The sequence below is a fragment of the Phenylobacterium sp. genome (assembly GCF_036495085.1).
Lineage (GTDB): Bacteria > Pseudomonadota > Alphaproteobacteria > Caulobacterales > Caulobacteraceae > Phenylobacterium.
Genome location: NZ_DASXNL010000175.1, coordinates 1 through 13,477, shown reverse-complemented (window position 1 = coordinate 13,477; position 13,477 = coordinate 1). Strand labels below are relative to the sequence as shown.

General features: G+C 67.6%; 12 protein-coding genes and 1 pseudogene. 4 read left to right on the top strand and 9 right to left on the bottom strand.

The annotated features are described in order from the left end of the window. Nucleotides 1-293 precede the first annotated feature (293 nt). Nucleotides 294-701, bottom strand: a complete 408-nt coding sequence (locus tag VGI62_RS19800; protein ID WP_331506290.1) for a DUF4118 domain-containing protein — start codon at nt 699-701, stop codon at nt 294-296. Between the two features lie 379 nt (nt 702-1,080). Continuing rightward, nucleotides 1,081-2,364: a chloride channel protein gene (locus tag VGI62_RS19795; RefSeq protein WP_331506289.1), complete on the bottom strand. Its 1,284-nt coding sequence runs from the start codon at nt 2,362-2,364 to the stop codon at nt 1,081-1,083. Nucleotides 2,365-2,572: 208 nt separating this feature from the next. Between VGI62_RS19795 and VGI62_RS22520 the strand changes: the two are divergent. Continuing rightward, nucleotides 2,573-2,768 (top strand): annotated as a pseudogene (locus VGI62_RS22520) (IS6 family transposase); the annotation flags it as partial. Nucleotides 2,769-2,860: 92 nt separating this feature from the next. Here the strand turns inward: VGI62_RS22520 and vapC are convergent. The 3 genes from vapC to VGI62_RS22505 form a co-directional block, all read right to left on the bottom strand. Further along, complete coding sequence (gene vapC / locus VGI62_RS19790; protein ID WP_331506288.1) at nt 2,861-3,268, bottom strand: type II toxin-antitoxin system tRNA(fMet)-specific endonuclease VapC; 408 nt, start codon at nt 3,266-3,268, stop codon at nt 2,861-2,863. Further along, nucleotides 3,268-3,489, bottom strand: a complete 222-nt coding sequence (gene vapB, locus VGI62_RS19785) for a type II toxin-antitoxin system VapB family antitoxin (RefSeq protein ID WP_331506287.1) — start codon at nt 3,487-3,489, stop codon at nt 3,268-3,270. Before vapB ends, vapC begins: the two co-directional genes overlap by 1 nt. Before the next feature lie 206 nt (nt 3,490-3,695). Further along, complete coding sequence (locus tag VGI62_RS22505) at nt 3,696-3,926, bottom strand: DDE-type integrase/transposase/recombinase (RefSeq protein WP_414695712.1); 231 nt, start codon at nt 3,924-3,926, stop codon at nt 3,696-3,698. A 305-nt stretch (nt 3,927-4,231) separates the two neighbouring features. On the opposite strand from VGI62_RS22505, the gene VGI62_RS19780 reads away from it, so the two are divergent. Next, nucleotides 4,232-5,524 (top strand): YsnF/AvaK domain-containing protein, encoded by a 1,293-nt coding sequence (locus VGI62_RS19780; RefSeq protein WP_331506286.1) that lies wholly within the window; start codon nt 4,232-4,234, stop codon nt 5,522-5,524. Nucleotides 5,525-5,856: 332 nt separating this feature from the next. On the opposite strand, the gene VGI62_RS19775 is transcribed toward VGI62_RS19780, so the two are convergent. The 4 genes from VGI62_RS19775 to VGI62_RS19760 form a co-directional block, all read right to left on the bottom strand. Then, on the bottom strand, nt 5,857-6,513 hold the full coding sequence (locus VGI62_RS19775) for an isochorismatase family cysteine hydrolase (RefSeq protein ID WP_331506285.1): 657 nt from the start codon (nt 6,511-6,513) through the stop codon (nt 5,857-5,859). A gap of 611 nt (nt 6,514-7,124) precedes the next feature. Further along, the gene (locus tag VGI62_RS19770) at nt 7,125-8,720 is read right to left on the bottom strand and encodes an alpha-amylase family glycosyl hydrolase (protein ID WP_331506284.1); all 1,596 of its coding nucleotides are present in this window, start codon (nt 8,718-8,720) and stop codon (nt 7,125-7,127) included. Between the two features lie 8 nt (nt 8,721-8,728). Continuing rightward, nucleotides 8,729-10,798 carry a glycoside hydrolase family 65 protein gene (locus tag VGI62_RS19765; RefSeq protein ID WP_331506283.1) on the bottom strand — a complete coding sequence of 690 codons (2,070 nt, stop codon included), beginning with the start codon at nt 10,796-10,798 and terminating at the stop codon, nt 8,729-8,731. Between the two features lie 82 nt (nt 10,799-10,880). Next, complete coding sequence (locus tag VGI62_RS19760) at nt 10,881-11,414, bottom strand: hemerythrin domain-containing protein (RefSeq protein ID WP_331506282.1); 534 nt, start codon at nt 11,412-11,414, stop codon at nt 10,881-10,883. A gap of 800 nt (nt 11,415-12,214) precedes the next feature. Here VGI62_RS19760 and VGI62_RS22500 point away from each other — a divergent pair. After that, nucleotides 12,215-12,421 (top strand): DDE-type integrase/transposase/recombinase, encoded by a 207-nt coding sequence (locus tag VGI62_RS22500; protein WP_414695711.1) that lies wholly within the window; start codon nt 12,215-12,217, stop codon nt 12,419-12,421. A gap of 163 nt (nt 12,422-12,584) precedes the next feature. Then, entirely contained in the window at nt 12,585-13,361 is a 777-nt protein-coding gene (locus VGI62_RS19750; protein ID WP_331506281.1) for a Crp/Fnr family transcriptional regulator, read from the top strand. Nucleotides 13,362-13,477: the final 116 nt, after the last annotated feature.

Genomic DNA, 13,477 nt, shown 5'->3' with positions numbered 1-13,477 from the left:
CGGGAGGAGCCTGTGGGCCCCCGAGGGCAAGGCCGCGGGGTGGGTGGAATCGGTTACCCGGGCGCGCGGCATCAGCAGTACGCCCTATGGAAAACGCTGCGCTGCCTGGAAATCCTCGCGCATCGGGCGCCGCACGGGCATCGGCAGGGTGGCTTTAACATCTTCCCCCGGCTGAAGCCGGGGGATTTCCCAGGGAGGAAATCCACTGAGGAGTTCGCGCTTCATCGGGCGCCTGACGGCCACCCTCGACGCGCAGCGACGGTGTGTTCCACCGCCGGACGCCTGTCCTGGCGTCACGGATGCGCCAGGGAGGCGGCGAGCAGGATGCCAATGCCCCTCGCCAATGGGCGGCTCAAGGCCCCGTCGAGGCGTGACGTCCCTTGGTGGAGGGCGGCGGCGTGGGCGGCGGATTTGAGCCTTTCGACGCCGACGATCACGGCGACCGCGGACAGCAGGAACAGCAGAGTGCTGACGATATCCGGCACGGAGACGGAGAACGTGAAGCCGTCCCCCATGAACATGAAGTTGGCCACGAGGGCGGAAAGGATCGTCGCGACGACGGCGCTGCGCCAGCCTGGGAACGCTGCAGCGGCCACGACAAACGGGAAGTAGGCCGGGAAGATGGTGATGTCGGATACCACGTGATCGACGGCCAGCCTGATCAGCGTGGGCACGACCGCCGCAGCGCCGGCCCAGAGGATGACTATGGGGGCGGACGGCGGCGCGGTGGGACGCGGGACCTGGGGACTGGCGCGAGCGACATGATCTCGGGCTCCGGAACGGCGGGCCTCTCAGAAATCTGCGCGAGCTCGGCTCCGCGCCCACGCGACCCACATGAGCGTGGTGCGTGCGCCCCACCAAATGGCGACAGCGATCACAGGGCGATCGCCGTTTTCTGGCGGGCCTCGTGGGGCTTTCAGAATGTCACGACCCGGAATTGGCGCGCTCGTATCGGCGCAAGGCCAGCCTCATCTCGTCAGTCGCCGAACGCTCCGCCAGTTTCCCGGCGCGGCGCATGCTGCCTTGGAAGCGCCGCTAAGTTTGGGCTGACAACAACTCGGCAGAGGGGTCGGCGACGGCTTACGACGCTCCTTCAGGACGGCTGCGCTCATGGCTGCGGCGCTCAGCTTTCTCCGGCGCTCGCCGCCAGTTCGCCGCCAGCAGGTGATAAATCGGCTCCGGCATGACCAGCCCCGATGCCCAGCGCCCCAAGAGCGCCGCCAGCATCAGCGGCCCGACCAGAACCGGATCGCGGGTCATCTCCATCAGGATGACGGCGCTGGTGAGCGGGGCTTGCACGACGCCCGACAGGTAGCTGGTCATCCCCAGAACCACAGCGTCGCGGCCGCCGAATGCAAACCCGAGGTGTGCGAAGGCCGCGCCCAGGCCAGCGCCGGTGGCGAGCGATGGCGCGAAGATGCCGCCCGGGACGCCGGAGATCGCCGCCGCCAGGCTCGCCCCGAACTTGCAGACCGCAAAGCCGAGCCCCCGCTGGGAGTGATCCAGCAACAATGACTTGGCCTCGGCGTAGCCCGCCCCAAAGGTGAGACCGCCGGAGACGACCGCGAACAAGGCGGCCGCTACACCGCAGAGGACGGCGAAGGTCACCGGCCGGGCGCGCCGCCAGCGGGCGATCGCGTTGTCGCCGGGACCGATGACGACGGCCAGCGCGCGCGCGAAGAGGCCGCCGAACAGGCCGCCGACGATTCCGATCATCGGCGCCGCCAGCCAGGCGGAGCTGAGCGCGGGCTCGCCGCCCTGCACACCGAAATAGGCGTAGTCGCCCTGCAGGGCGTAGGAGGTGAAACCCGCGACCACCACCACCAGGATCACTGCGGTGTTGGTACGCCGCTCGAAGCTCTTGGCCAACTCCTCCACCGCGAAGACGACGCCGGCGATCGGCGTGTTGAACGCCGCCGCCACGCCCGCCGCGCCGCCGGCGATAATGATGGCGCGCCGCCCGGGGCCGCCCCTCAATCCGCGGGTCAGCGACCGCAGGATCCCCGCCACCACCTGAACGGTAGGGCCTTCGCGCCCGATCGAGCCGCCGCAGACAAGCACCAGCGCCGAGAGCACGACTTTCCAAACGGCCGTCCGCAGAGTCACGCGCTGCCCGCCCCAGCGGCCCGTCCAACGCTGTTCGGCCGCGGCGATCACCTGGGGAATGCCGCTGCCGCTTGCCTCCGGCGCGAACCGCTTGGTGAGCCACGCCACTACGCCGAAGCCTATAGGCAGCAGCAATAGCGTCGGCCAGCGCGAGGCGCCGTACAGCCGCCCATGCGCCTCCATCATCAGGTCACAGAGCCGCGTGTACCCGGCCGCCGCCAGGCCGCCAAGCATGGCCACGGCGACGATCAGGGTCATGCGCCAAGCGCGTCTCGCGTGCAGCCGGGCAGCCAGGGCTCGGCGGCGGCTGCGGACGCGCTGCGGGCGGGGCGTCGACGGCAGGAGCACGCGCGCCATATGGGGCGGGAACACCAGGCCGCGCAATGATCGTGAGACGATCGGTGCTGTCAGCCCAACGCTGACAAGTCTCCACTTCGGGCCCGGCGGGCCTGCGTGGAGCCAGTCGATGCGCCGCATCTCATTCAAGCGGCATAGGGTCCCGGCCGATGTGATCCGCTACGCCGTCGGGCTCTATTTCCGCTTCACGATGATCGCGACGTCGAGAAACTGCCCGCCCAGCGGGTTATCGAGGTGAGCTACGAGACCATTCGCTGCCTGGGCGATCAAGTTTCGGCCCGCAGATCGCCGAGAACCTGCGGCAGGGTGCTGTCAGTCTAACGCTAATTCGTCTCCGAATATGCCGCTTGAGCGGCTGTCGGGGGGATCGTGATCAAGCCTGACAAGCATGAGGTTGCTAAGCTTGGGGCAGCCAGTCCTCGGCCCGCAAGCCCTCGACCCGCGTGAATTCACGCAGATTGCCGGTGACCACCACGAGCCCACGGCTGCGAGCGTGGCCGGCGATTAGGAGGTCGTAGGGGCCAATGATCTGGCCGCGCCTTTCCAGCGCAGCCTTGATGTCGGCCGCATGTCCGGCGCTATCGACATCAAAGGGCAGCACCTCCAGGCGGGCGGCGAAGTGCTCGACCTCCCGGCGATTGTCCTCAGGCCGGGTGGATTTGGCCGCGCCGTGCAGGAGTTCAGTCATGACGATGGCGGAGATGCACAGGCTGTCCGACTCTTGATTGAACCGTGCGCGCAACCTTGGTGGGCGGTCCCGCAAGACCCGAATGCACAGGTTCGTGTCGAGCATATAGCGGAGCATCAGAACGGCTCTCGCTCCTGCGCCGGCGGCTGGTCGCGGTCGCCAAGGTCGATCCCAGGCCTGTCGAAGAAGTCGTCCCAAACCGAGTCGGCTGGCACGATGACGCGGCGGACGCCCTCCCGCAGCACCGCTACGGCTTTGACTCCGGCCGGGAAGGCGACGTCCTTGGGGAGACGCACGGCTTGCGAGCGATTGGATTGGAAAAGGGTTGTTCGCGTCATGGGCGGAACTCCTCAGTATATCACCAACGTATATCCCAGGTGGGATATGTCAACGGGATATCCCGAGGCGCTCCCTCCGGTTCTGGTTTCGAACCGTGCCAGCAACGCCTCGTTCTGCTCGCGGACGCAGGCGTCCCAGCGGTGCTGTCAGTCTAACGCGAACTTGTCTCCACTTGGCGCAGTAAGGGGGCAGGGGAGAGCTGGCTTCAGGCCGCGAGGGACCGCCATTCCGCCGGGGCGGCTGAGCGTCGTTCCCGGTAAAGGTCTCGGCTGATGAGGTGGCGCTCCTGGTTGAAGTGGTCGTGGACCGGGGCATGGACGGAGCTGAACTTCTGGACGGTCTTCATTCGCCGGAATCGCTCCATCGCCCGCCCCCGGCTTCGGAACGGCTCGTGTGAATTCTCAGCTCGATTGTTGCGCCAGCGGCCGACCTTCATGGCGGCGCGGTAGGATCGCGGGCCTGCAGCGCGCCCCGGGCGAGCCCACCGGCTCCAGCCTCGTGAAGAAGCAGGTGATTGTCAGTTCAAACGGCCTCAACCTGGCCGACCCGGCTGACGCGCATGTCGGGGACGACGACGGCCTCGGTCGTCGTGAACTTGAACCATTCCGACGCGCGGGCGTGCCGGAGCTCCACGCGGCGCCGGCGGCAGAATGGTCAAGTCGGGTGGCGTGAGCGCCCGGTAGCCGAGTTCTGCGTGCGGCCATAACAATACAGAATAGTGGTCGTATATTACTGCTCAGCTTGGAACGAGGAGCGGGTGACACCGTTGAAAAGCTGTCTTCAGGGCAACGAAATACAGTGAAGTCCAAATCAGATACTCATTCGACGATTCCCGTCGCTCAAGAGCGGCTGCGCGTCGACAAGCGGGTGGTGGAGACCGATCGAGTCCGCATCAGCACCCGTGTCGAGCCGCAGCCCGCCTGGGTCCGCGAGGAGTTGGCGCGTGAGGATGTGCAGGTGGAGTGGGTTCAGGTCGACCGGGAAGTGAGCACGCCTCCTCAGGTGCGGACCGAGGGGGACACACTGATTGTTCCGCTCTTCGAGGAGGTTCTCGTCGTCGAGAAGCGCCTCGTTCTACGCCAGGAACTTCACGTGAAACGACGGACCATAGTTGAGCCCTACGAGGAGAGGGTCACGCTTCTCCGCACGCATGTGGACGTCCAGCGGGATCAACCGCCGAAGACCGACCTACAAATGAAAGGATCAGCAATGACTAGAACGCTTACTGCAATGTACGACAGCCGCGATGACGCCGAGCGGGCGCGAGATCAGCTCGTCTCCGCCGGTATTCCGGCGGACGGTGTGCATATTTCGTCCACGGACGGACAATCGTCAGCCGCATCCGAAACCCACCATGGCGACGGCATCATTGAAAGCATCAAGCACTTCTTCATGGCCGACGAAGATCGCCACGCGTACTCCGAGGGCATGCGTCGGGGCGGCTGCCTGCTGACCGCAAGCGTGCGGGAGGACCAAGTTGACCAGGTCGTGCAGTTGCTCGACCAGAGCGGAGCCGTAGATTTTGACGCCCGCGAGCAGGAATGGCGCGGCTCCGGCTGGGCCGGCGCGGCGAGCCGGCAGAGTGACGAGCGGTCCGAGGGCGACGGCGTAATCCCGATCGCCGAGGAGCGACTGGCGGTCGGCAAACGTGAGGTCGAGCGCGGGACGGTTCGCGTGCGTTCCTACGTCGTTGAGGAGCCGGTTCGCCAAGAGGTGAACCTGCGCGAGGAGCACGTATCCGTCGAGCGGACTCCAGTGAACGAACGCACAGCCGGGCAGACGCCGGGCGTCTTCGAGGAGCGCAGCTTCGAGGTGACCGAGCGCGGCGAAGAACCCGTTGTCGGCAAGGAGACAGTGGTCACCGAGGAGCTGCGGGTGCGCAAGGACGTCGACGAGCGGACGGAGACCGTCGAGGATACCGTACGCCACACCGAGGTAGACCTGGATGACGAACGCGCCGACCGCCACCGCGGCGTGCGCGGGGACGATGGCCGCGAGGATCTACCCCGCGGGCCCGCGGGGTCTGCCCGGTAGGCCCGGCCGCCTTAGGCTCTGCCGCGGGCTGGTGGCCGCCGGCGGAGCCTTGGCGCGCCCGCGCCTCATAGGACTAGAAGACATGCTCAGCGCAAAAATCATGAGACGGACCATCGTCGCCGCTGGCTCTACTGGCCCTTACTGGCTGCAGCAAGTCGCAAGCCGATCGCGAGGCCGATGCCATTGGTAAGGCCGGCGCGGCGCGTTCCGACCAGATCAAGCAGACCGCGAGCCATCGGCTCGCCGCGAGCGCGTCGGGATAGAAGGGACCGCGCCAGGCCTTGTAGTTCCAGCCTGAAGTCCCGATCCAGATGCCGGGCGGTGGTCGAACGTCAGCCACGGTCGATCCAGGCCTGCAGGCTGAGCTCCCCCGTCGGGGCGGTTTCCGCGCCGAAGCTGTGTTCAAGGATCTCCAGCGCCCAGGTCGTCCGCTCGCTGTGGGCGCCGGCCACCGCATCGCGCGGAATCCAAAGGTCATAGTCGCGCATGTGGGCGTCCGCGGCGGTGAACAGGACGCAGATGTCGAGGGCGAAGCCCGCGAGAACCGTGCGGGAAGCCCCCAGCCGCGGCAGCAGCACCGGCAGGTTGGTGGCGTAGAATCCCGAGACCTGCGGCTTGATCACAAAGTAGTCGTGCGGTCGCGGCGCGAGCTGCGCCACAAGGCGCTCTGCACCCGCGCTGGCGGCGCGAATCTCGGTGATGATCTTCTCCCGCTCCGAGGTCCAGTGTCCGTAGTTGTCATTGACGTACACGACGGGCACGCCGAGCCGGTCCGCGTCGTCCCGCAGCCGCCGGATGCGGTCCGCCGCGACGAACGCGGATGGCGCCAGGGCGTCGGCGTCGACGAAATCCAAGGGATTGATCACATCGATCAGCAGCAGGGCCGTGCGCCCCGGCGCGCGCTGGGCGTCCTTGTCTTCACTCCCGTCATGCCGCTTGGCCATCGAGAGCCGAACGGTGCAGCCCAGCAGCCGTTCCAGGCTGCGCATCCCAACGGCGTGCGCATCGAACTTAACGCGCCGGCAGGCGCCACCGTGGAAGGGGCGAGGACGGACGACTGACGACAACACCAAGGGCCGCGAGGCCAACGCGGCTCAACCGCGGGGCGGCGCCGGGGCTCCGCGTCCAAGACCGATACGAAGGCCACCGGGCGGGCCGAGCGCCGAAGCGCCGGACCGGATGGACCCAAGGCCGAGGCGGTCAGCCGGGCCTTCAAGACCTGTCGCCCCACGGGGCGTTCGCCAAGGCCTGCAAGCTGAAGACCGACCAGCGCAGGTCGGACACCGTCGTGGCCGCCACCCCATGGCGGTCGGCGCCGCCTGCCGGGTTTCCCCTGGCCGCGGCGGACCGCTCAATTGTCTGCGGAGATGATGCTTCCCGGGCCCGTGGCCGGGCGCGGGGGCGGGCCGCCCGCGGCCGGTTGCGGGACGCCGGTCACCGGCCCCGGGCCTGCTTCATCCTTCCGACGCGACGTCGCGCCGGGATCGCCCGACAACGGCCAGGTCTCCCGCTCGGACCTGTCTTCGCGCCTGTCGTCGGGGATCGCCGCCATGCCTCATCAACCGGCTGCGGGCGCCGGAGTTTCACGCCGGGGAACGATTCAGGGACCGGCGAGCCGCAGGATGACGCCTTCACCGCCGCGCACGGAGATTCTTCCCATGCGCCGCGGGATGAGCCGGCCGGTCGACAGCACGAGGTCGCCGTCCGCGGCGACCGTTTCCGGCTCAGCCGAGAGATTCAGGACGATCCGGAGCCGCTCGTCGCGCCAGCACCGGTCGTAACTGAGCGTCCGCGCGGTGACCTCGCCCGGCCGATAGTCTCCCCGGGTCAGCGCGCTGCTCGACCGTCGGAACGCCAGCAGCCGTCGGTAAAAGGCGAGCACTGACGTCTGGTCTGCAGCCTGCGCCTCGGCATGGGTCTCCGGGCCGACCGGCCCCAGGGGGAGCCATGGGGTTCCGGTGGTGAAACCGCCGCCCGGGCCCGCGGTCCACGGGAGGGGCGTGCGGGCGGGATCACGTCCGTGGCCCTGCCCGGGCAAGTTAAGTTCCCAGGGGTCGCGCACCTGGTCCGGGGCGATCGGCACGTCTGTGAGGCCCAGCTCGTCGCCCTGGTAGAGGGTAGGGGTGCCGCGCAGGGTGAGCAGCAGCATGGCGGCCACGCGGGCCTGTGTCGGCCCGAGCCGACTCGCCAGCCGCGAACGGTCGTGGTTGCCGAGCACCCAGTTGGGCCAGCCATGCGCGGGCAGGCGGGTTTCGTAGGCCGAGACGAGATCGGCGATCGCCCGCGGCGTCCACGGCGTCGACATCAGGTGAAAATTGAAGGGCAGATGAAAGCCGTCCTGCGCCGGGCCGTAATAGGCCATCAGCCGGTCCAGCGGCAGATAGGCTTCGCCGATCAAGATGCGGCCGTCTTCGTAGCTGTCGACGAAGCGGCGCATCTCGGCGACCGGCCCGTGCACCTCCGACTGGTCGATGGTGTGGATGCGCAGCCAGCGCTCCGCCTCCGGCATGCCTTCGCGCCAGTCCGGGTTCGGCGGATTGTCCCGCAGCGCCGCGTCCTCGAACAGATGGTGGATGGCGTCCACCCGGAAGCCGTCGACGCCGCGATCCAGCCAGAAGCGCAGCACATGTTCCATCGCCTGAGCGACACGCGGCTCGCGCCAGTTGAGGTCCGGCTGGTCGCGCAGGAAGGCGTGGTAGTAATATTGCCCGCGGCCCGGATCGAAGGTCCAGGCCGGCCCCCCGAACTCCGAGCGCCAGTTATTGGGTGGGCCACCGCCGGGCGCGGGGTCGCGCCAAACGTACCAATCGCGCCGGGGATTGCTAAGATCGGAGCGGCTTTCACGGAACCAGAGGTGTTGATCGGAGGTGTGGTTCGGTATGAAGTCCACGATGACCTTGAGGCTCCGTCGGTGTGCGGCGCGCACCAGGCGCTCGAAGACCTCCAGGTCGCCGAACACCGGATCCACCGAGACGTGGTCGCGGACGTCGTAGCCGAAGTCCTTCATCGGCGAGGCGTAGAAGGGCGACAGCCAGATCGCGTCGACGCCGAGGGCGACCAGGGCGTCGAGGCGGCGGATGACGCCCTCAAGATCGCCGATGCCATCGCCGTCGGTATCCTGAAAGGAGCGCAGATAGACCTGGTAGATGACGCCGTGCTTCCACCACACGAAGTCGTCGTCCGGGGCTTCGACCATCGCCGGCTCTAGACCGGGGTGAGGGTGGCGACCTCGCCGTGTCGCGCCACCAGCCGCAGACGCTGACCGCGCAAGATCAGTTCATCGACCTCAATGGCGTCCCAACCGGCCGGCAGCACGACCGGCTCGCGCGCCCAGGTTGTGGGCTCGGCCGCGCTGGGCGTGAGGCGGGGCAGGCCGAACAGCAGGCCGGACAGGAAGCCACCCATGTTGGCGAAGAAGGGCCCGGCCATCGGCTGTTCCGGAAACCGGTCGGCGCGATACTCGAGGATCTGATCGAAGCGTCCGGCCGAGAACTGCGCGTAGCCATCGTCGAACAGCTTCAGGGCGAGCGCCCGGTCGCCGCGCCGCGCCGCCCAGACGCCATAGAGGGCCGACAGCATCGGACTGCCGACATAGGCCTGCGCGTGGGCGAGATAGGCGTCGAGCGTCGCGGCCGCGACGTCCGGGGCCGCGGGGTAGTTGAAAGGCCAGAGACCCATCAGCGGGTCCGGCGTCGCGCCCTTTTCCTCGTTGAACCGGAAGCCATCGTGCGACAGCAACTGCTTGCCTCGGCGGGGCAGGTAGATCCGCGCCGCGATCTCCGCCCAACGCGGATCGGCCGGCCGGCCCAGGCGCCGCGCCAGCGCCGCTGCAGCGTTCAGGACGACGACGCACGCCATGTTGGTGAAAGCCGCGTTGTCGACCGTCTCTTCACGCTCGGCGATTCCCATGGACTCGCGCACTTCGAAGCCGCGTGGGGTCTCCGTCACTCGCGTCACGATCCAAGCGCTGACCGCCGAGAGCGCCGGCCAGGCCTTGTCGCGCAGGAACGCCTCGTCGCCGGTGACGTCGCCGTGCAGGACGAAGGCGCGCGCGACGTCCAGTGACACATGGTCCTCGTGCCAGGCGCTGCGGCCGGGCAGCGGCGTCGCTTCCTCGCCGGTGGACGGCGCGCTCTCCCAGGCGAACTGCGCGCCCCCCCGGCCGAACAGCTTGGCATTGCCGCGCGCGGCCGGCAGCGTGCTGAGCCGGTAGTCCAGCAGGGCTTGGGCGGCGTGCGGCTGAATAAGCGAGACGACCGGCGCCACGAACGCCTCGATGTCCCACATCACGTGGCCATAATAGTAGTGATAGTCGTGCCAGGTCGCCAAGCCGAAGATCGACGTCGACGCGGGGGATGATCTGTGTACGGACGTATTGACGTAGAAGAAGGCCGCGTCCGCCAGGGCCTGCCAGCGGCGGTCCGCCCCGACCAGGCGGATGCGGCTCTTCCACAGAGCTCGCCAGGCCGCGCGGTTCTCGTCGCGCAGGGCCGCAAACCCGTCGAACCGCGCCTTGGCGGCCATCCGGGCGGCCTGGCGGTCAGGCTGGCTGTGCAAGACGCTCGGGACCAGGGCCGCGACCTGCTCCAGGCGGTAGACCGTGCGTCCGGTGGCGCGCACGCCATAGGTCGAGGTGAGGCGGTTGCCGGCCAGCTCGGGCCGTTGGGGCTCCACATCGCCCGACGTCCCGCCGCTCAGCCGGGTGACGTAGGCGCAGCCCGCCTTGCCGAAGGCGCCAGCGCTTTCCCAGAGCAGCGCGCCGTCACAGGTGGTCTCCGCGGCGCCTGGTGTATCGCGAAGGGCCCGCAGCGCGCGGCCATCGATGCCGCGCGCGTCGAGCCCGGCGCGCAGCGAGAGCTCGCAGGGCCCGTCGGCGCGCACCGTGAGTTCTTGGCAGACGAGGGTCGGGTCCTCGCGGCTCGCGAACACCACGGTATCGCAGACCAGCACCCGGCCTGAAGCCCGGAACTTGAACCGGCTGGTGAGCTCCCCGGTCGCGAAGTCGTAAACCTGCTCCAGGTCGAAGGCCTGGTGCGGCGCGTCGGAAAGCCAGACCCCATCCACCGCCAGATCGGCGAACAGCGGATAGGGCACGACAGCCGCGCTCTCGATATGGCGTTCGGGGTGCTCGCCCGCGAATCCGTTCAGCAGCGCCATGCCGCTGAGGATCCCCAGGCTCGGCACGCGCAAGCCGATCAATCCATTGCTCACATAGGCGGGAAGCTCCCGCTCGCCGCGGCCCGTGGCCGACGGCGGACTTATCGGCTTCGACATATCGCTCAACTCGCTGACATCCCGGGCGCCGCGGCCCGCCCGAGCTCCACGCCCGCGCGGAACCTGCGCCGCCCCGCCTCGATCAATTTGCTTTCGGGCCGCCCATCTGCGCCATCAGCTCCGCCTTGCGGGCCTTCAGGCGCTCGCCCATAGCGTCGAGATCCTCATCGCCCCTCTTGGCCTGGGAGAAGGTGCCGCCGGGTTGCTCTTCTTCCTTCACGTGATGCTTGATGTACTCGCCGAGCACCTTGACCTTGGCGTCGTAGAACTCGTCGGCGGGCTTCATCACCTCGATCTCGGCGATCAACTTCTTGGCGCCGTCGTGCTCCACATAGGCCTCGTCGAGCATGTCTTCTTCGACGTCGCCGCGCTCTTCCGGATAGAAGATCTCCTCCTCGATGGTCGTGTGGACCTTCAGGGCCAGCGCGATCTTGTTGAAGAGCTCCCGCTTCTCGCGGTCGTTCTCGAGCTGCTCGTATTCGTCGAACCAGCCCTCGACCTCGCGGTGGTCCTTCTTCAGCAGGCTGACGGCCAGCGGGTCGCGGCGGCCCGTGCGTCGCTTGCGCCCCGAGCGGGCCTTGCGCGCGCCAGACGATTTCGCGGGTGTTGAGGCCATGAGGTGCTCCTTCGGTCAGGCGATGCAAAGGCGAGGGGGATCCCGGGCGCCCAGGCGCGCCCCCGCGCGCCGGGCGCGCTCCGGCTTCGAGATCCCGGCGGGATGCGCCCAACGACCCGGGCGGCGCGCGGGCCCGGGGCAACGGCGCCCAGGACGCGCCCAAGGCGATCCAGCAGATGGAAACGAACGTGCCGCATCCCGTCATCCTCGCGGCGATAACGGCGCAGGTTTGCGACCGTTCCCGGGCCGCCAGCCGAGGCGCCCTGCGGCTTGCCGGCGGCGCTGGTCCGACAAAATCGGACCGCCCGAAACCGGCATGAGGGTGTCTCCCGACGCGCCGGTCAATTTCACTTCGATTAGGCAGATCACGCCGTCCGGCTGATAGTCGAGACGCGTCTTCCCCGCGCTCTCCGGACCGAAGCGGCGTGATCAGCCGCGTTCCGAAGCCTTGTCGCTCGGGTGGGATGACGCACGGGCCGCCGAATTCCCGCCAAAGCAGCGTCATCCGGGCGCGAGCCGTCTTCACCATGCGCGATGTTCCAGGACAGGTGCACGGCGCCGCCCTTGATCGACAACGCGGGTGCTGTCAGTCCAACGGCAACTGGTCTCCAGTTTGGCGCAATGAGGGCCGCGCCTCGGCGCTCAATACGGCCGGTTAGATCCCTACGCGCGGTCTGATCGCCCGTGCCTCGGTCGGCGGCCGGGTTCTGCGCGGTTTGATAGCTTCGCGCCCGCCCGCATCACCGACCGGCCGCCGCGGATGAGATGGTTGTAAAGATCGGCGGGCGCCGGATGTTCCTATGGGCGAGGTGCAGAACGTCCTGGTCCAGAAGCGCAGGAACAAACATGCGGCGCTGAAATTGCTGCGCCGGCTGCTCAGGAACCAGGCGATCCATCCCGAGACCATCACCACGGACAAGTTGGCGTCGTACCGTGCCGCAGCCCTCGCAGGTCTGTCGGGCGGAAGACTCATACCCTATCAAAAACGTCGGTTCTCGCAATTTTGAGCCTCACGATAGGCGCGGATCTCGCGGACGGGCGACACCATATGTCGTCGATCCGACAGACGTTGACGCGGAGACCCCTTATAGCCAACCGGTGTCGACCCAAATTTCGCAAAATATATGATTCCGGTTAGGACGCGCGCGGCAGCCCAGAAGCGACAGCACCATGGAATTTGCTCACGGTATTACCGGTAATCACTTTCTCGATAGCTTGTCCGTAGAGAACTTCAACCTGCTCAAGCCCTACCTGGCGCATAGTTATCTTGAGCGCAATGCCGTGCTTTGCCTGCCAGGATCCGACGTCGATTGTGTCTGGTTCCCGGTGACGGCGATCCTGTCCGTCATCACCATCATGGTCGATGGCCATGATGTCGAGGCGTGTACGATCGGCCACGAAAGCGCCTATGGCCTGCTCAACGCGCTCGGATCCGCAGCGGCTATCGATCGGGTGATCGCCCAGGTTCCCGGGCCCTGCATCACGATGCCGAGCACACGGTTGGGGGCCGCGGCGGCGCTCAGCACGGCCATGACGGGCCTGATCATCAGACACGCGCAAGCCAACGCCGCGCAGGTTCAGCAGTCCGTCGCCTGCAACGCGATTCACTCGGTGGAGGCCCGCCTTTGCCGTTGGCTGCTGATGACTCAGGATCGCACGCGCAGCGACCGTCTCGCGTTGACCCAGGAGTTCCTGGGATTCATGCTGGGCGTGCAGCGGACCACAGTCACCAGCGTCGCCCGCCACCTTCAGGCGGCCGGCACAATTCGCTATGTGAGAGGGCAGATCGACATCCTCGATCGACCAGCGCTGAAGGCCAGGACGTGCGAGTGCTATGGCTCGGTGCTGGAGAAACATGCGCAGTTACTGGGGGCGCGGCCGTTCAGCGCAAGCGACCCGTTCGGCGAGGCGGCGTCCAGACGGCCTGGGCGGAGCCTGGCGACGTGAGACGCCAAGAACAGCCGGAACCTTCGCCGATCTATGCCTGCACCAGGCTCGCGTTGCGCGCCGTTTCCGGCTTTTGTGCGTTTTCTTTCTCAGCGGGGCCGTTCTTAGGAATCGGG